Origin of the sequence: Picosynechococcus sp. PCC 7002 (genome assembly GCF_963860125.1) — a bacterium.
Classification (GTDB): domain Bacteria; phylum Cyanobacteriota; class Cyanobacteriia; order Cyanobacteriales; family MRBY01; genus MRBY01.
This window is the reverse complement of record NZ_CAWLFA010000001.1, coordinates 2,847,242-2,865,791: the sequence shown is the minus strand read 5'-3', so window position 1 is coordinate 2,865,791 and position 18,550 is coordinate 2,847,242. Positions and strand designations below refer to the sequence as shown.

The 18,550-nt window shown below is 51.1% G+C and carries 17 protein-coding genes; 11 read left to right on the top strand and 6 right to left on the bottom strand.

Annotated elements, in window-relative coordinates; translation table 11 throughout:
* Positions 1–131 precede the first annotated feature (131 nt).
* A complete protein-coding gene (locus AACQ84_RS13760; RefSeq protein WP_041444038.1) occupies positions 132–1,229 on the top strand; it encodes a mechanosensitive ion channel family protein in 1,098 nt (365 codons plus the stop codon).
* Between the two features lie 127 nt (positions 1,230–1,356).
* Positions 1,357–2,556, top strand: a complete 1,200-nt coding sequence (locus tag AACQ84_RS13755) for a glutathione S-transferase family protein (protein ID WP_012308330.1) — start codon at positions 1,357–1,359, stop codon at positions 2,554–2,556.
* Here the strand turns inward: AACQ84_RS13755 and AACQ84_RS13750 are convergent.
* The 5 genes from AACQ84_RS13750 to AACQ84_RS13730 all read right to left on the bottom strand — a co-directional run bounded on the left by AACQ84_RS13750 (position 2,553) and on the right by AACQ84_RS13730 (position 9,302).
* Positions 2,553–4,484 (bottom strand): S9 family peptidase, encoded by a 1,932-nt coding sequence (locus AACQ84_RS13750; RefSeq protein ID WP_012308329.1) that lies wholly within the window; start codon positions 4,482–4,484, stop codon positions 2,553–2,555. The genes AACQ84_RS13755 and AACQ84_RS13750 overlap by 4 nt on opposite strands.
* A 78-nt stretch (positions 4,485–4,562) precedes the next feature.
* Positions 4,563–6,179, bottom strand: a complete 1,617-nt coding sequence (locus AACQ84_RS13745) for a protein kinase domain-containing protein (protein ID WP_012308328.1) — start codon at positions 6,177–6,179, stop codon at positions 4,563–4,565.
* 172 nt (positions 6,180–6,351) lie between these two features.
* Complete coding sequence (locus tag AACQ84_RS13740; protein ID WP_012308327.1) at positions 6,352–6,792, bottom strand: hypothetical protein; 441 nt, start codon at positions 6,790–6,792, stop codon at positions 6,352–6,354.
* Positions 6,789–8,741, bottom strand: a complete 1,953-nt coding sequence (locus tag AACQ84_RS13735) for an FHA domain-containing protein (RefSeq protein ID WP_012308326.1) — start codon at positions 8,739–8,741, stop codon at positions 6,789–6,791. The genes AACQ84_RS13740 and AACQ84_RS13735 overlap by 4 nt, the downstream gene beginning before the upstream one ends.
* Before the next feature lie 33 nt (positions 8,742–8,774).
* The gene (locus AACQ84_RS13730; protein ID WP_041443672.1) at positions 8,775–9,302 is read right to left on the bottom strand and encodes an FHA domain-containing protein; all 528 of its coding nucleotides are present in this window, start codon (positions 9,300–9,302) and stop codon (positions 8,775–8,777) included.
* A 408-nt stretch (positions 9,303–9,710) separates the two neighbouring features.
* On the opposite strand from AACQ84_RS13730, the gene AACQ84_RS13725 reads away from it, so the two are divergent.
* The 3 genes from AACQ84_RS13725 (at position 9,711) to AACQ84_RS13715 (ending at position 12,180) form a co-directional block, all read left to right on the top strand.
* Entirely contained in the window at positions 9,711–10,211 is a 501-nt protein-coding gene (locus tag AACQ84_RS13725; RefSeq protein ID WP_012308323.1) for a pentapeptide repeat-containing protein, read from the top strand.
* Between the two features lie 141 nt (positions 10,212–10,352).
* On the top strand, positions 10,353–10,991 hold the full coding sequence (locus AACQ84_RS13720; RefSeq protein ID WP_012308322.1) for a cofactor assembly of complex C subunit B: 639 nt from the start codon (positions 10,353–10,355) through the stop codon (positions 10,989–10,991).
* Positions 10,992–11,526: 535 nt separating this feature from the next.
* Positions 11,527–12,180: an ABC transporter ATP-binding protein gene (locus AACQ84_RS13715; protein ID WP_012308321.1), complete on the top strand. Its 654-nt coding sequence runs from the start codon at positions 11,527–11,529 to the stop codon at positions 12,178–12,180.
* On the opposite strand, the gene bioD is transcribed toward AACQ84_RS13715, so the two are convergent.
* Entirely contained in the window at positions 12,140–12,853 is a 714-nt protein-coding gene (gene bioD, locus AACQ84_RS13710; protein ID WP_012308320.1) for a dethiobiotin synthase, read from the bottom strand. The genes AACQ84_RS13715 and bioD overlap by 41 nt on opposite strands.
* A gap of 279 nt (positions 12,854–13,132) precedes the next feature.
* Here bioD and AACQ84_RS13705 point away from each other — a divergent pair, with 279 nt between their 5' ends.
* From AACQ84_RS13705 to AACQ84_RS13680, 6 genes are all read left to right on the top strand, one after another.
* A complete protein-coding gene (locus tag AACQ84_RS13705; RefSeq protein ID WP_012308319.1) occupies positions 13,133–14,125 on the top strand; it encodes a ribose-phosphate pyrophosphokinase in 993 nt (330 codons plus the stop codon).
* A 165-nt stretch (positions 14,126–14,290) separates the two neighbouring features.
* Positions 14,291–15,067, top strand: coding sequence for a PmbA/TldA family metallopeptidase (locus AACQ84_RS13700; protein WP_012308317.1), 777 nt, complete (start codon positions 14,291–14,293; stop codon positions 15,065–15,067).
* Positions 15,068–15,069: 2 nt separating this feature from the next.
* A complete protein-coding gene (locus AACQ84_RS13695; protein ID WP_315862535.1) occupies positions 15,070–15,588 on the top strand; it encodes a metallopeptidase TldD-related protein in 519 nt (172 codons plus the stop codon).
* 31 nt (positions 15,589–15,619) lie between these two features.
* Entirely contained in the window at positions 15,620–16,357 is a 738-nt protein-coding gene (locus AACQ84_RS13690; RefSeq protein ID WP_012308315.1) for a DUF3153 domain-containing protein, read from the top strand.
* Between the two features lie 51 nt (positions 16,358–16,408).
* Positions 16,409–17,203, top strand: coding sequence for an ABC transporter ATP-binding protein (locus AACQ84_RS13685; protein WP_012308314.1), 795 nt, complete (start codon positions 16,409–16,411; stop codon positions 17,201–17,203).
* Positions 17,204–17,260: 57 nt separating this feature from the next.
* Positions 17,261–18,514 carry an MlaD family protein gene (locus tag AACQ84_RS13680; protein ID WP_012308313.1) on the top strand — a complete coding sequence of 418 codons (1,254 nt, stop codon included), beginning with the start codon at positions 17,261–17,263 and terminating at the stop codon, positions 18,512–18,514.
* Positions 18,515–18,550 lie beyond the last annotated feature (36 nt).

The following is an 18,550-nucleotide window of genomic DNA, read 5'->3' as shown; positions in this document are numbered from 1 at the left end:
CTTCCCTGGGGAAGATTGCTTTTACATCGTTGACCAGAAGCAGATTCTATATATTTTTGTTAAGTTGGACGGGCATCTATGCAAAATATTCACTTTTTTTGATTTTTACGCAGCTTCAAGCATCTTTTTTTATGAATTTAGATTTTCTTACCCGAAGTATTTTGGGGAATACCCTCGCTGCCTATGCCATGGCGATCGTCGTGCTGGTGGTGGGCTTTCTCCTGATCAATGGGTTCAGGGCGCTCATTCTCAGTTCACTGCGACGGTGGGCCAAAAAGACCCAAACGACCCTCGATCCGCGCATCACGAAAATTCTCAGTCAGTCTTTAGTGCGTCTCCTCTATGTGGGGAACGTTTTTTTGGCGATTGGGAATCTCAACTTGCACCCCATTTTGAACCAAGCGGTGCGGGCTTTAACGGTTATTGCCACGACGATTATTGGCATTCAGCTCATTTCCCAATTGGCAGAATATGCGATTCGCTCCTACCTCCTGCGTAAAGGCGACATTGAGCTAGAACAGAGTTTTAGTGCGCTGATGCCCATTTTGCGGGCCATACTCTGGGCTATTGGTGCGGTCTTCCTCCTGGATAACCTCGGCTTTGATATCTCTGCTGTGGTCGCCAGTCTGGGGATTGGGGGTTTGGCGATCGCCTTTGCCGCCCAGGGGATTCTAACTGATTTATTCAGTTACTTTTCCATTGTCCTCGACCGCCCCTTTGCCCTGGGAGACTTTATCATCGTCGGTGATTTTATCGGCACTGTAGAATACATCGGTATCAAAACCACGAGGCTCAAGAGTCTCAGCGGCGAAGAAATCGTCATGGCCAATACCGACCTCACAGGCTCCCGGATTCGCAACTTTAAGCACATGAAGCGGCGACGGATCGTCTTTAGTCTTGGAGTCCTGTACGAAACGCCTAAAGAAAAGTTAGAAATTATTCCGGCCCTCATCCAGGACATCATTAGCGCTCAAGAACAGGTTAGTTTTGACCGGGCTCACTTTGCCAGCTATGGCGATTTTAGTTTGAACTACGAAATTGTCTACTACGTTGAAAGTAGCGACTACGCCCTCTACATGGATACTCAACAGAAAATTAACCTGGCCATCTTCGAAGCCTTTGCCCAGCGCAACATTGAATTCGCTTATCCGACAAATGTGACCTACGTCCAAGGTTTAAATGCCGACGCAGAAAAGGCGATCGCCCCAGAAACTGCCACGAACAGTTAATTCCTTGAAGTATTGATCACAGTGCTGCCCCCAAGTTTTAAATTTGGGGGTTTTTTCTGGCTAGATATCGCCCCCAGCCACAAAATTTCGTCATAATAATCAACTGTTGCGTATTTCCCCAAAAGCGATGCCCCTTGCCCCCCTCAGTTGGCCAGAACTCGAAGCCCTCACCGATTTCCACCTCGACTACGAAAACGGCCTGACCAATGCCCAATCCTGTTTACGGCTCTTTGGTCAGTCAGAAAGCGATATTCGGGTCACTCTCTACCGGGATAACCATGCCTGGTGTCCCTACTGCCAAAAAGTCTGGCTTTGGCTAGAGGAAGTGCGCATCCCCTACCGCATCAAAAAAGTAACCATGTTTTGCTACGGCGAAAAAGAAGCCTGGTACAAACAAAAAGTCCCCTCTGGCATGCTCCCAGCCCTGGAACTCGATGGACGCATGATCACCGAGAGCGACGATATTTTACTCGCCTTAGAACAGGCATTTGGGCCGCTCACCTTTAGCCTGACAGATCCCAGAGTTTTGCCCCTACGCCGCCTCGAAAGATTACTATTCCGCGCCTGGTGCAATTGGCTCTGTCGGCCCCCATTATTCCCCGGACAAGATAAAGAGGGCCGCCGCAAGTTTATCCAAGTGGTGCAACAGGTGGAAGATGCTTTAGCCGCCACCCCTGGCCCCTACTTCCTCGAAGAATTTAGCGTGGTCGATGTGATCTTTACGCCCTATGTGGAGCGGATGAATGCCAGCCTCTACTATTACAAAGGCTATTCCCTGCGGGAGGAAAATCCCCGGTTTGCCGCCTGGTTTGATGCCATGGAAACTCGCCTAACTTACCGGGGTACCCAGAGTGATTTCCATACCCATGTCCATGACCTACCGCCCCAGATGGGGGGTTGTTATGCCAACGGGGAACCCCAAGCTTTAGCAAATCAGATCAAAGTTGATGAAGGGGATTGGTTTGGGCTGCCGGATGTCGCTTACCCTGAGCCAGCCAACGCCAAACAAGAAGCCCTTTACCGGGTGATTAAACATCGCCGCAATATTGTTAAGGTCAATCCCGCCAACGATCAATTTTTTGACCAGGCATTGCGTTGTGCCCTAACTGCCATGATGACGGGAGAAGTTTGTGAACCACCCAAGGATGCCGACAAAGCCCTGCGGTATCTGCGCGATCGCCTGAATGTGCCCAGAGATATGTCGATCTATGCGGCCAAACATTTACGGACGGCCCTAGAAAATACGGCGCAACTGGCTGGCGAGAGACAAGGGGAACCAATCCCCGTGCGCCACCGCCGCGACCAAGATCCTGCCAATTTTCGTTAGAGGTTGATAATCTCTACGGGTTCGAGGGGATCTGCCGGGGTAAAGCCAAAGATTTGACTGTAGAAATAAAATTCACTGTCGAGGGCTTTTTTGATATTTTCAGCTTGGCGAAAACCATGCTGCTCTCCTTCAAAAGGAACGTAGGCGACGGGTAAACCTTTGGTTTTAATCGCTTCTACCATCATTTCCGCTTGGTTGGGGGGGACGACTTTATCCTCTAAGCCCTGGAAGAAAATAACGGGACAGGCGAGTTTTTCGGTGAAATGGATCGGCGATCGCCTGATGTATTTTTCCTTTTCTGCGGGATATTTACCGATGAGGCGGTCGAGGTAGCGGGCCTCAAATTTGTGGGTATCGGTGGCGAGCACTTCCAGGTCAGAAATGCCGTAATAACTGGCTCCGGCTTTAAAGACATCATGGAAGGTGAGGGCGGCTAAGGTTGTGTACCCCCCGGCACTGCCCCCAGCGATCGCCAATTTTTCCCCGTCAGCTAACCCCTTTGCCACGAGATATTTCGCCACGTTGACACAATCCTGCACATCGACAATGCCCCAATTGCCATCAAGGCGTTGGTGATATTCCCGACCATAGCCCGTGCTGCCGCCGTAATTTACATCTACAAAAGCAAAACCCCGACTCGTCCAATATTGAATCCGCAGGTTTAAGCTCGCTGCAGCCATCGCCGTGGGGCCACCGTGACTTTTTACCAAGAGAGGTGGTGCCGTATCCGCAGGGGCTTGGAAATCTTGGTTTGTTGGGGGGTAATACCAGGCGTGGGCGGTGAGGCCGTTTTCCGTGGGAAAGGCGATCGCCTGGGGTTGGGCCAGATAACCAGGATCAATTTTTAACGTGCTGGCTTCCTTGACCCGCACCGTTTCCCCCGTAAACAGATCCAGGGTAACAATGGCGGTGGGTTGGGTGGCGGCACCGCCGATAAAGGCAATCATTTCCCCCTGTACCTGGAGGTCACTAATGCTGCTGTAGGGGACGGGGATCGGCGTAAGGGCACGGCGGTCGGGGTTGAGGGTCGCCAGTTTCCAAGTGCCGTGATCGTTGTAGGTGCAGACTAGGGTCGTTTCATCGATAAAGCCGAGGATCGATTCCCCAAAAACCCAGTGGGGATAGCCAAATTCCGCTTCGGCAGGATAGACCACTTGGGCAGTACCCTCAACGTAGCGATAGAGGTTCCAATAGCCACTGCGATCGCCACTGAAATACAACACACCACCGGGCGACCAGCGGGGTTCGACCACGGATTCACCATTGCCCCCAGCCACCAAGGTTTTCTCCCCTAAAGTGCCATCGGCTTGAATCTCAGCAATCCAGAGTTGACTATTGTCCCAGGGCATATCGGGGTGATCCCAACTGACCCAGGCGAGGGTTTTCCCATCGGGAGAAAGGCGAGGCGAAGTATAAAAATCATTGCCTTCGACTAAAACTTGAATGTCGCCGGAATCGAGGGCGATCGCCACCAAATCGTTTTTGGGTTCATGGCCTGGGACGCTGTGGTCTTCGCTGACACAAATTAAACGGTTGCGGGCTGCATCAAGAATGAAATCGGCATAGCGGCGTTGATTTTCTGGGATGAGGGCTTGAGGTTCCTGGTTTGGCTTTTGGACGTAGACGTGGCGATCGCCATCGTTGGAAAAATAAACGGTGCCAGTTTCCGTAATTAAAAAAGCGCCACCACCATACTCATGGACACGACTACGCACATTAAAATCCGGCGGCGTAATATCAACTGTCGTTCCGTCGCCATTGCGTTTTACCAGCACATTACGCCCTTTTTCCTGGGGTCTGCCCTCAAGCCAGTAAAGATCTGTGCCAGCCCAGGCCACTGCCCCCAAACCAATGCTGCTCGAAACAATCAGATCGGAGGTAATCGGCGATCGCCAAGTGCCGTAGGGGGCGGTTTGCGGAGTGGCCATGGTAGAAAAAACCCAAGAAAATTCAAACTATTCAAACTGATTATTACTCTACCTTTTGGGAAGCCAGGCCCACAATGGCTATTGGCTCGTACAAATGGAATCGACCACCTCACAACCGGAGCCAAAATCACTACACACATCGAGGGCTGCTGCCTCGGCGCTCTCAATATCAGCCCCCCAGCCGCTGCCATAGGCCTCTGGCCCCATGGCGATCGCCCCACAGGCATTGCGGAACCAGACCAGGGCTTGGCAATCCCCGGACGCAGCAAAAAATTCACAATCTTCCACAGCAGCTTGCTCGGCCTCTGCTTGGGTGGGTACATCAATCACATAGCCATATTCCCCGGTGGCCTCCGAAAAGGCGATCGCCCCAAAAAAGACGCCATCAGTTGGGGCGGTAATAACCGGATCGGGTGTTGTTGGTGTGGGGGTTGTCGGGGTTGCTGGCGTGGTCGGATTAGTGGGGTTAGGATTTGGGTTTTCTCCATTTCCCGGTGGCGTTGTTCCCGGATTTGGATTGCTGGGCGTTACCCCTGGTTGGACTTCCCCGGCAATTTGACGTTGTTGCACCACTTGATAAAGTTGGTAGCCACCCAGTCCCAGTAGCCCTAAACCCAGGAGTAATCCCCAGGGAGCGCCGCGTTTTTTGGAACTGTTCTGTTGTAGATCTGCCGCCGAAAAAGAAAGCTCTTCGGCCACATGATAGGTCGGCGGGGCTTGGCCTCCTCCGGTAATCTCTGTTGGCGGTGTGACCGGCGTACCAGCCGCAGCATTAGCATTGGAACCCGTGCCAACTGGTGCTGTGGCAATGGTAGAGGCAACGATGGTCGGTAAAATTTCTGGCATGACCTCCGTGGCTTGATTGTTAGGCATCGCCGCTGTAAGGGCCGCCCGCATTGCCTTAGCCGTCATAAACCGCTCTTTCGGATTGGGCTTAATGGCAAAATTCAGCACCGCCACTAAATGTTGATCCGCGATATTTTGACTGGGCCAGGTTAATTCGCCGGTGATGGGATCATGTTGAAAATCTTGGGGCATCATTCCGGTGAGGAGATAGACCATCGTCAGGGCGAGGGCATACAAGTCACTCGAAAAAACGGGCCGACCGGATGCCTGTTCCGGGGGCATAAATCCAGGGGTACCGATCACGATGGAGCTTTTTGGGGTGGCACCACTGCTCATCATTTGGGTGCCCATAATTTCCCGGACTGCGCCAAAGTCAATTAGTACCGGTTTTTTGTCCGCTTCGCGCAGAATGATATTTTCTGGCTTAATGTCCCGGTGGATAATTTGCTTGGTTTCAATAAATTCCAAAATATCGAGGGTATCCACCAAGATTTGCCGGACGGTGGCGGCGGACTGGGGCCCTTCATTTTTTAAAAGTGCCTCTAGGGTTTGACCTTCGATGTACTCCTGGACGAGGTAAAATTTGCCATCTTCTTCGAAATAGGCATAGAGGCTTGGAATTTGGGGATTGCTGCCGAGTTCTTCTAGTAATACGGCTTCCCGTTGGAAACGTTCCTGCACCAGACGATAGATTTCGGATTGGTCTTCAATGGGCCGAAGCTGTTTTGCGACCCGGATGGGCTGGGAGGGCATGTAGCTGTCTTTTACGAGGTATGTGACGCCAAATCCTCCACTACCCAACTCACGGAGAATTTGATATCGACCAGAACCGATTGTCTGTTTCGTCATGGCTTCAGGTTATATTTCGCGATGTCAAAGGAGTACTTGGGGCCTTTGATGCTTTCATCATAAACGGAGAATCTCAAAAGTCTGGTTAGAGGCGAGAAATTCCCACTTCAAAAAGGCGATCGCCCTCTACTTACCGTCAAATATCAAGGCCGCCCCTGGGAAAATTTCGTTTCTAAAACCAACGTCCACCATGGAAACGCCACAGGGGAAATAAGATGCGCATCAAACTCTGGGACACCACAAAGATCCCCAGCCAAACCGAGCTGTAGTGAATCACAAACCAGGTTAAAGACAGATCTGCCGTTAGGGGTAAGGCGACGCCCGCAAAATTCGGTAAGCCAGCCCACAAAAACAAAAAGAATATCCCTTCCCAGAGGGCCGCCAGCCATTGTAGAATCGCCGGCCAATCTTGATCCCAACGGTAATTTTGTAAATAGATGTAAAGACAGTCCCAGCCAAGGCCAAAAACGGTGATGTAACCCCAAACCGCCCAATAGACAGCACCAACGGGATTACCCCAGAGTCCCTCTGCAAAGCAGACTGTGAGGAGGGCACCCACCGTACCCATCAAAAGAAGTCGAGTTTGCCAGCGGCCAAGGAGTGTTGGGGTCATGGGGCTTGATTGTTAATCCATTTAAACCATTGGGATAGGGAAGCCAGGGGATGCAAAGGGCGCACCTGGGAAGCATTTTCCTGAGCCAAGGCTTCTACTGATTTTAGGGCACAGTATTGCAACCCCAAAAAGCTATCGACGGCGGCATGGGGGCCACCAAAGGTAATGGCGCCGGCGGCGTACATTCGTCCTGAGCGGTTACGCATTTCCGGCATTTCAAAATCATTGTTCACCTGGAAGCGGCCAAGGGCATTCAGGGACAGTTGGTAGTGGGTCACGAGGTCATTGAGCAGGGGGGTGGATTTGACTTTACCATCGAGACCCGTGGCGTCAATGATGTAGTTGGCGGTGAGGGTGAGTTCCCCTGTGATGCCTTTTTCGCGAATCCGCGTCACCGGACGTCCTTGGGCATCGGGTTCGACGGCTACGACATCCCCAAAAACGATTCGATACCAGCCTTTATCTAAACCCGTTTGGATAATATCGCGCCAGTCGTGGCGATCGGCGGTGGTGGTGCCGCCCCAATCGGCCAGGAGGTTAGTGCGTTCCCTGGGGGCAGCGTTTTCTAATTGTTCGCGCAGGGTGCCGCCCCAACAGGCCTTAGGCCAATTAAACGGTTGCAGTTCAAAATGGTTGCTCACGGGTCGCTGGGCCAGGCCAAATTTATTTCCCACGGGTTTTGGCGATCGCATTAGGTGCAAAATCGAAATGTTGGGGTTACGGCGGCGGGCTTCGTAAATGCGCTGGATCACCCTAGAGGCGACAATCCCTCGACCCCGAATCAAGACTGTCCCCCCCTGGCGTTCGAGGGTGCTATAGACGTGGTCATGTTCTTCGTAGGCATTGACGACCGTTTTAAAATCCCCTGTTTTTTCGCGGTAGTCCTGGAGATCTGGCAAAAATTGGATCACCGGATATCCGGTACACAGATGAACATAACGGCCAATGACAAAGGCATGGCGCCCCCGTCCCGCAGAATAGGCGATCGCATAACGACCATCATCGGTTTTCCGGATTGCCCGTACCCGCCCAAAGCGATACATATGGTGCCACCCAATCCGTGCCGCCTCCCGGTCGATAGATTTGAAGACATTGCCAGAACGAGGCGTATAGGTTTCCGTCAAAATCGGTTCCGTAAAGACCTGCCAGAGATGCCGTAAAGCTGCCTGGAAATGTCCCCGCAAAAAATCGCCGTAGGCTTCCCGTAGCGCATAGCTCGGCCAACCCCAGAGATTATCCGGACAAGAATCCGAGTTCGACCGCAGCCGCTCGTGGGCCGGAATTTGCGAGTTTAAGCAGAGCCGTTGGTAGCGGCCATAGGGTTTTCCTTCTAGGCCCAAAGCACGAATTTGCTGGGCCTGCACCCCGTAAACCCGTAAAAAATCAACCCAAATATAACTGCCAAGCCCGGCCCCAATGGCCACATAGTCTATCTCTTCGACGGGTAATCCGGTGGCATATAACTGTTGAGGACTGACATACTGCGCTTGAAATTCTGCGGGGGGAAAGGTTTCTAATGGGGAACTGCTGGTGGTGGGATCCGGCAGTTGTTGGTCTGGCACCTGAATAAAAGAATCGCTGGAGCGGCGCTGGGTCGCCGATTGATTTGGGGCCGTGGTGGTAATCGAAATTTCATAGGGGCCAATCCGCACCACATCCCCAGATTTCAAGCTCCTTTGGGTTTGGCGCTGGCCATTCACAAACACGCCATTGCTACTATTTTGATCCCCAATCCACAGTTGATCGGCCTGGAGAGCAATGAGGGCATGGTACCGAGAAACTTGGGAGCTATTGAGGGTTAATTTGGCGACAGGTTGTCCATTGGCGATCGCCGTCGGCATACTGTTGGAATCACGACCAATGGCAATGGGCAACCCCAGGGCTAAGGTTTGCACGTCGTTCGTGAGGGGATCTTTCCAGCTTAACCAGACCTGCTGCAATGTCGTCATGTCAATGAATTCTGAGGAGAAACAAGCGAAACCTTAGGATTGTGGCCGAGCTATCACCACCGTATTTGCTGCGGCTAGAGAAAATCCACACCAAGGGCATCCCTGTTTGAGCACCTGCTCATCATACCGAGAAACTCTACCACAGGATGGATTCGGACATTTTAGACCGTAGGCTGAGGCCGTATTGGGCACTTGGGGTTGGGGCGGGGCTGCCGCCTGAGCCTGGCCTGGCAACACCAACTGGGAGACCTGCAATTGAATGCGACCGAGTTGAATCTCGCTGCCCTGGGCTAGATTAGCCGTCCCTTGGGTGAGCTGGTAGCCATCAATGAGGGGGGGGTTGGAGGGGCGAAGATTTTGAATGAGTGCAGCATCTAAAGCCGCACTAAAAAATAATTCGACATGGAGAGAAGAAACACTGCGGTCAGTAAAGACAATGTCACATCGGGCTGGATCTCGACCAATCCGCAACTTCTGGGCAACTTTTGTGGTTGCAGCTTGGTGGAATGTGTAGTGGTGTAGATGATTTTGTAACGACCACTCTAGGGTTAATTTTTCCATTATCCTCAAGACTGACTGCGCGTAGCTGTCTAAGTATAGATTGGCTTTGTCTTCTGTCAAATTATAATAATCATCCGCTAAAAAGAAGCAGAAACTTTATGGTTTTTAATGGCCAGATGTTAGCTTTATTCATGCCGATTTAGTGATGCTCTTTGTCAAAAATTTAGTTTTTAAATCAATAGTTTTTTGAACAAATCAACTCTTTTCTATGGGAAATTGATCGACATTTAAAGGTGAATCTATTTTTCAACGACTGTCCTCAAGGATTTCTAAAAAGCGAATTATTTTTTTGGAGAAAAGACACTTTTTTTGATCCAGGCCAATCCTGCGGACGTATTTTGTTGGGGTCGATTCCCGATAAAATAGGCTTGAGTGAACTTTACGAAAAGAGCTTGGGAGCTGACTGGTATGCTAGCAATGTGCAAACGGCTAATGGCGATCGCCTTGGTTGTGGGGATTGTAAGTTTCGCCTGGGGCAATTTTGACCCACCAAAGGCCTGGGCTGTAGACTACAACAAGCGCACCTTTATTCAAGAAGATTTTTCCCACCAGGACTTGCGGGACAATAGTTACGATCTCTCTAGTCTCCGGGGCTGCGATTTTAGTTACTCAGACCTGCGGGGGGTGCGTTTTTTCTCGGCTAATCTCGAATTCGTCAACTTTGAAGGGGCTGATCTCCGGGGAGCCGTCTTAGATTCTGCCCGCATTGGCCACGCGAACTTTAAAAATGCCAACCTAGAGGGGGCTTTCCTCGCCAGCGTCAAAATTACGCCATCCACAGTCATTGAAGGGGCCGATTTCACCGATGCCCTGATCTTGGCGCGGGAAAATGACAAGCTTTGCGAACTGGCCAGCGGCACCAATCCCACCACAGGCCGTGACACCGCAGCAACCCTATACTGCCCCTAGGTATTTCCATTAAATTTCAAAGGCTGAATCACTGCCCATTGACCACCTGAGCGACCCTGGCGAGGTGGTTTTTGTTTGGGGTTTTATTGACTTTCAACGATCAATTCAGGGAAGCTGAAACAAAATATCTTGGGGTTTACCATGGCTGATTCTGGGCGCAATCCGTTGCAATATCTACCGCTTACCGTCGGGATGATCGGGGGAACTATGTTGATGGTGAACCGTTTACTGACTCCCGCCCTTAGTGATTCCCAGGCCCGTTCCGACGTGGTGGGGGTGATTCTCAGTGCTGTTTTGATTTTGACCACCTTGCTGTGGGAACAGATCCAGCCCAAGGCTCCAGAAGCGGTGATTCTAGAAGGAGAAGAGCAGTTTGAGCTGGCCGAAGATCTGCCGGACGCTGTCAAAACAGAACTGGCTTGGGCATCCCACCTACTGTTGACCAATACGGTGACGAAATCGGTGGTAGTTTACCGTGATGGCGAGACAATTCTGCGGCGGGGCATTTTTGGGGCGAAAAAAGAATTTAATATTGGGGCGATCGCCAAAAGAGTCCTCGAAACCCAAAAGGCAGTGTATCTGGTGACCTTAAAAATGTATCCGGGGCGGGTCGAATTTGATTATTTACCAGAAAATACCCAGGGCATTATTTGTCAGCCCCTCGGTGAAACAGGCCTCTTAGTTTTGGGGACAAATATTCCCCGCAGCTATACAAAACAAGATGAAAATTGGGTCGCAGCTCTTGCTGAGAAATTGGCGATCGCCCTTGCGGAGGTTTAGGGATTTTCGAGTGAAGAGTTTCCCATACAAATTAAATCTTAATAGAACAAAACCACCCAGAACCTACTTTCCTCAGAACTTCCGGAACCCTTTAACTAAGACTCTCTGGAGACATTAACTGAATCATCTTGCTGCCCGACTTGACAGTTTATTCAGTTAGGTTGCTCCCTGTTGCTACAGGTGGTTGGAAGTATGGATTTCGCGCTTGAGTGGTTTTGCTTCGTTCGACGAGACAGATATGCAAAGAAACAGCTTGGTTTATCTCCTTAACTAACTTTACTTTACTCAGACAGTGGCTGTTTTATCTGCCAGGGAAGTTAAGTTCTACCTAACTTCAATTCTTAATTTAACAGGGTTTCTTGACCAAAACAATTACTTTCAATGAAAGTTTATTCTTCACTGAGTAAGAACAATTTTTTCTGTGAAGAAAAGTAAATACTTGGCCTCAAGTTTACCCGGTCGATTTTCCAGGCGATCGCCCCCTTACACAAACGGCTATGGTAGCTTGGGAAAAGATTTTTCTTTGGGCCTGTCAATGCTCTACATCCAAGATTTGGTGTACCATCCTGCGGCAACGCCTGAGCCGATTTTGCAGCAGGTGAACCTCAAGTTAGCCCCCCAGGAAATGGGAATGATTGTGGGGCCGAGTGGCTCTGGGAAAACGACGTTACTCGAAATTTTGGCGGGCTTGGCCCAGCAGACCCAGGGGCAGATCCGCTGGCAAGAACAAACCTTAACAAATCTCCACTTGCAACAGTTGGCGGGCCTCGTGTTTCAATTTCCGGAGCGTCACTTTTGCGCCTCAACGATTTTAGAGGAAGTCAGGTTTGGCCATCCAGAATTACGCCTAGAACAAATCCAAGATGCTTTGGCGGAGGTGGGTCTCGAAAATTTGGATCTCAAGGCTTCACCCCATGCCCTGAGTGGCGGCCAGCAACGGCGTTTATCCCTCGCGGTGCAATTGATCCGCCAGCCAAACCTGTTGATGTTGGATGAACCGACGGCGGGCTTGGATTGGTCAATGCGATCGCAGTTGGCAAAATTACTGGCGAAACTCAAACAACATTGGACGTTGCTCATCGTCACCCACGATCCCCACGAGTTAGAGGCGATCGCCGACCGTTGTTGGCACATTGATCGGGGTCAAGTTACTGTGACAAAGGAGCCTGGGGCCGCAAATGTTCCTTAGAAACCAACTGTTCTAAGTGCCAATTGGCGGCAACTTTGGCAAGGGCTTGGGCATCCAACAGGTTTTCAGCGTAGGGCATCACCCCAAGCACCGGGATTTGGGTGAACTGTTGCACCATGGTCGGTGGCGTCAAAGCTTCAATTTGTCCCATGGCTTCGGGGGTACCGCAACTGAGGATGATTCCCTTGAGATTGACCTTCCGTTCCCGCGCCAAACTCACCTGGGCGATCGCCTGGCCAATAGAACCCAATTTCACTGGCACCACCAACAGCGTCGGCAACTTCCATTGCCCTGCCAAATCTGCCACCGTCAACTCGTCAGTTACAGGCGATCCTAAGCTCCCCAGGGACTCAGCAATGACAAAATCTTGAGCATTCCTCAAATCCTGGAGCTCCTGCCAGACGATTCCCAGATCAATGGCTTTTCCCTCTAGGCGAGCGGCCACCGGGGGCGCAACCGGGGTTTCATACTCCAAAGGCACCTTGAGAACTGTTCCCCCATCACAGAATTTTTCGTACCATTGGCGATCGCCGATCCCTGTCTGGAGTAGTTTGATTACCCCTAGCCGAGAAAAAGGAAGAAAATGACGCCAATAGGCAATCAGGGCCGAGCTGACCACTGTTTTCCCCACTTCCGTGTCTGTTCCCGCGATTAACAAGCAATTTTGCAGCATAGAAAAATTTCAAATTGAATTTAAAGGTTTATTGAGTACAATAGACCCTGAAGATCAGCACCTTCCTTAACAATTTTTTTATTTTCTATTAACCCTAATCTTTTTCAGTGGCGATGATTGCCCCCAATGGTTTTACCGTACCTATCCAGTCTAAAAAATGGGGCTAAGTAATTGTACTTTGGTAACACATATCATCGAAACGACCAAAAGGAGGATTATGGTGTCTGCACTGATCCCTTGGATGTCCTTTATCAAACCGAAAGAGAGGTTTATTCTGCTGTGAGCCACTCCGCCACCCTCGCCTTACAATCTGTTCTGCAAACCCCCACCGATAGCAACCGTCTCCGGATTTTTTCGGGATCGGCGAATTTGCCCCTAGCCAACGAAGTGGCCCGTTATCTGGGCATGGATCTTGGCCCCATGATCCGGAAGCAGTTTGCCGACGGTGAAATGTACATCCAGGTGCAAGAGTCGATCCGGGGTTGCGATGTTTACCTCATTCAACCCTCCTGCCGTCCGGTCAACGATCACCTGATGGAACTGTTGATCATGATCGATGCCTGTCGTCGGGCTTCGGCACGCCAAATCACAGCGGTGATCCCCTACTACGGCTATGCTCGCGCTGACCGCAAAACCGCTGGTCGCGAATCCATTACAGCGAAACTGGTGGCTAACTTGATTACCCAGGCAGGGGCCGGTCGGGTGCTGGCGATGGATCTCCATTCGGCGCAAATCCAAGGGTATTTTGATATTCCCTGTGACCATGTCTACGGTTCCCCGGTGATCATTGACTATCTCAAAAGCAAAAATTTAGAGGATATTGTGGTGGTCTCTCCCGATGTGGGGGGGGTGGCGCGGGCGCGGGCCTTTGCTAAAAAGTTAGACGATGCGCCCCTGGCCATTATTGATAAACGTCGCCAGGCCCACAATGTCGCCGAAGTGATGAACGTCATCGGGGAAGTTAAAGGAAAAACCGCGATCCTTGTTGATGACATGATCGACACCGCTGGGACGCTCCAGGAAGGGGCCAGACTATTGAAGAAGGAAGGGGCCAAGGAAGTGTATGCTTGTGCGACCCATCCAGTCTTCTCTGGGCCTGCGGTGGAACGGCTCTCTAGTGGCCTGTTTGAGGAAGTTATCGTAACCAATACGATTCCGGTGCCTGCCGATAAGCAATTTGAAGAACTGACGGTGCTGACGGTGGCCAATCTCCTCGGTGAAACCATTTGGCGCATCCACGAAGAAAGTTCTGTGAGCAGTATGTTTCGGTAAATTTTGGCTTGGCTAGAACAATCAATTGATTTTGGGGAGGGAAAGATCATTTGTCCCTCTTTTTTTTAGGCAATTTTCAACCAAAGGCGATCGCCCCCGGTGATCCAAAAGAATCTTCTACAATGGGGAGCGGCCGTTATTCTCAAATTGTGTTTAGAAAGTTTTATGGTAGTTGAGCAAATCCTGGATCTCGCCAAACAGAAGGGTATCGAAGCGGAGGTGTACTACCGCAGTAGCCGTGATACTCCCATCGACTTTGAGAATAATCGCCTCAAGTCCCTCGAAACTAAAGCGAGCCAGGGGGTCGCCCTGCGGGTGGTCGTCGATGGAAAATTGGGCTTTGCCAGTGCCACGGATTTAACGCGCCTCGAAGATGTCGTCGATGCGGCGATCGCCACGGCAGAAATCGGTGATCCGGTGGATTTTGAGTTTGCCAAGGATTTTCAAGGGGTTGTCCCCGAAAGCGATTATGTGCTGCCAGAAACCGCGAAACTGGTAAAAATTGGCGAAACCCTCATCGAAAAAGTACGGGCTTACAACGACGATATTCTCGTCAGTGCGGGATTTCATATCCGCTCTGGTCAGACCAAACTGGCCACTACCAGCGGCGTCTATGGCGAACGCAACAGCAAAATTGTTAGTGCCAGCCTGGGCGGAAATCTTGTCCAGGGGGAAGATTTTCTCAATGCCTACGGTTACGATGTCGCCAAGGATGGGGAACCGGATTACGACAAAATCCTCGCCACCCTCATCGAAAAATATACCAACGCCGAAAAAGCAGCCCAAATCACCAGCGGTCAATACCCGGTGCTGTTTACCCCCAGGGCGGCCCTCAGCGCCATTGGCGGCCTGTTTGATACGATTCTCTCCGGTCAAGTGGTGGTGCAAAAAGCCTCGCCCCTCGCCGGAAAAATGGCGAACAACTCTTTGGCGATCGCCTAAGCATTTACGAAGATCCGACCATCGGTGTTTCCGCCTGTCCCTTTGATGACGAAGGTACCCCCACCCAGAAAAAAACCTTTATCGAAAATGGTATTGTCCAGCAATTCTATTGGGATCGCCAGTGGGCCGCCCGGGGCAACGCCGAGGCCCAGGGGAACGGTTTCCGGGGCGGTCTTTCTCGTCCCAGTCCCGACATGGTGAATTTCTGCATGGGGGCCGGGAAAACCCCGTTAACGGAGCTGATCAAGGGCATGAAGGAAGGCGTGATCGTTGATCAAGTGTTAGGAGCGGGTCAGTCTAATCAGCTAGCTGGAGAATTTTCCGTGAACCTCGACCTCGGTTACAAAGTCGAAAACGGCGAAATTGTCGGTCGTCTGAAAAATACCATGGTGGCGGGCAGCATCTTCGAGGCCTTTGCAGATTTAGTTGATTTTAGTGACACCTGCGAATGGGTTGGTGGTAGTGCTTATATGCCAGCGATTCTGTTCGGCAAGTTGGGGGTTGCGTCCAGGGCGGTTTAAAATTGCCATACTTGCCCCTGCATTGTGAGCGATGATGCCTGTGAAATCTGTGATCCGATTGCTGAGTCTCTGTTGTGTGTGTGTCCTCTGCCTGGCGGGTTGTGTGGACTATGATGTGGAGATCGCCTTCGACCACCAGCACCATGGCGAAATTCACCAGCATCTCCAGTTGGGGGATGAGTTTACGAACTTTAATCAGCAAGAAGCAAAGCACTGGCTCAAAAGTGTGGAAAAACGCGCCAGGGGGCTCCATGGTTCTACCCAGCGGCTCTCGACCCAGGAGTTGGATGTACGAATTCCCTTCCACAATGGGGCAGATTTAGTAGAAAAGTTCAATGACTTTTTTAACCCGGAAGGACAAAATCTCCAGGCGACAGATTTAGATTTGGTACAACTCAAATCGGCGATCGCCCTTGAACAAAAGAACTGGCTTTTGTTTGAACGTAACCGAGCCACTTTGGACGTAGATTTGCGGGCCTTGGGCGTTTTGTCCCAGCGGGGCAGTTTGATCCTCAGTCCCGGTTCCCTCCTGGATTTAGACGTCAGCCTAAAAACGCCTTTGGGAGCACGGGTGATTAATCGCAACACAACGGCGGCGCCCGTCACCCGCAAGGAAGGCGATCGCCTAATTTGGACATTACAACCGGGGCAGCTCAATCATCTGGAAGTGGCCTTTTGGGTGCCCAGTTGGGTGGGCCTTGGCTCCGGGGGCTTAATCGCATTGTTATTCCTGGGTTATTACCTAAAATATCGCCGTTTGCCAGTGTAGTTGCTGATCTATCGCTATTGTTAAATCAATTGCCCTTATCTTTTGCGTCCTATGGTTGCCACCCAAGCCGAACCCTTGATTGAATTGCGGGGAATTTCCAAGGCCTTCGGGTCAAATGTCATTCTCGATGATGTTGACTTGAGCATTTATCGGGGAGAAGCCCTCGTGATTATTGGCCCCTCTGGTACGGGGAAATCCACCATCCTGCGAATTATTGCGGGACTACTGGCAGCAGATGCAGGGGACATTTATATCAATGGCATCAAGCGCCGGGGACTGATCGAGGATGGTAACGATCCCATTGGGATCAGCATGGTCTTCCAGCAGGCGGCCCTCTTCGACTCCCTCACCGTGGCGGAAAATGTCGGTTTTTTGCTCTATCAACATTCAAACCTGTCTGCGAGAACCATTCGCGAATTGGTAGAAGAACGGTTGGATATGGTGGGGTTGTCAGGGGTCGGCGATCGCTACCCATCCCAACTCTCTGGGGGGATGCGCAAACGGGTTAGCTTTGCCCGGGCAATCATGGCCAACCCCGATAATCCCAAGGACAATCCCGAAATTATTTTGTACGATGAACCCACCGCTGGCCTTGATCCCATTGCCTCAACGGTAATTGAAGATCTCGTGCGCCATCTCCAGCAAATGCAAGGGGTTTGTGGCACCTACGTGATGGTCAGCCACCAGGACAGCACGATTCGTCGCACCGCTGATCGGGTTATTTTTCTCTATGGCGGTAAGATCCAATGGACGGGGACAGTGGCAGAAATTGACCAGACCGATAATCCCCTCGTGCGCCAGTTTTTTGACGCGGCGGTGGAAGGCCCCATTAAAGTTATCGGCTAAAATTCATCCTCCCCCATACAATAAAACGTAAATTTATCCCCCCTACTGACGAATCCAATGCGATCGCGTACCCTCAAAGAAGGCTCCCTCGGTTTATTTATTTTCGCTGGACTCTCCCTGCTCGGCGTCGTGCTCATCTGGCTGACAGGGGCAACCCTGGGGAAACGCACTTATTCGATTAATGTCCGCTTTGACAATGCCAATGCGATGCAAGAGGGGGCGATCGTCCGCTACCGGGGCCTGGAGGTGGGGCGCATCATTGACGTACAACCTTCTAGCAATGGCGTTGAGATCCAAATTCAAATCCAAACCCCCGATCTGATCATGCCGCGAGAGGTCGTGGTCGAGGCCAACCAAGGGGGACTTATCGGAGAAACCTCCCTCGAAATTATTCCCCAAACAGAATTAACCCAAGCAGAAATGGCCCAGAGTCCCTTCGCAGCGGACTGCCCGGAAAAAGGAGCAATTCTCTGTGATGGTACAACCCTAGAGGGGGTGATCGGGGTGAGCTTCGAGCAGGTGCTCCGCAACACCACTAAATTTAGTGAACTGTATGGTGATCCAGAGTTCTTTGAAATTGTGCGTACCTTGGCAGACAATTCCAGTGATGCGGCGGCCCAGGTGGCGATCCTTACCGAAGAATTAGCGCTGTTATCTCAGGAAGTGCGGGGGGAAGTGGATAATTTTGCCGAGAATGCCCAAGCCATTAGTGATGCGGCAGTGACCAGTTCCAATCAACTCAACCGCACCCTCGAACAGGTGAATACGCTAACAGGGAATTTTAATAGCCTTGTGGTCGAAAATCGCCAGGCCCTGGTGGGTACCCTCAATAGCATTGGGCGCACCAGTGATCAAATGCAGCGTACTTTGGCTTCCTTTGATACAACCCTCGATACGGTCAATCAAAATCTCAGTGCAGCAAATACCGAGGAAATTTTGGATAATCTCACGGTGCTAACGGCCAACGCGGCAACGGCTTCGGAAAATCTCAAGGATGTCTCAACGGCTCTGAACGATCCAACCAATGTGTTGATGTTGCAAAAAACCCTTGATGCAGCCCGGGTCACCTTTGAAAATACTCAAAAAATCACCTCAGACCTGGATGAGCTAACCGGAGATCCGCAGTTTCGGAAAAATCTCATTGATTTGGTGAATGGTCTCAGTCAGTTGGTTTCCTCGACGGATCAACTGCAACAACAGATTCAGGTGGCTAATCGCATTGAGCAACAGCGCCCCATTTATAACCAGCAACGACAAATCTCGTTACGCTCCAAGTCCCAAAACCCAGACCAAGGTCAGTCCAGAAATTAACCAGACAGAAATCGGCTGGAGACTTTCGGCAAAGAT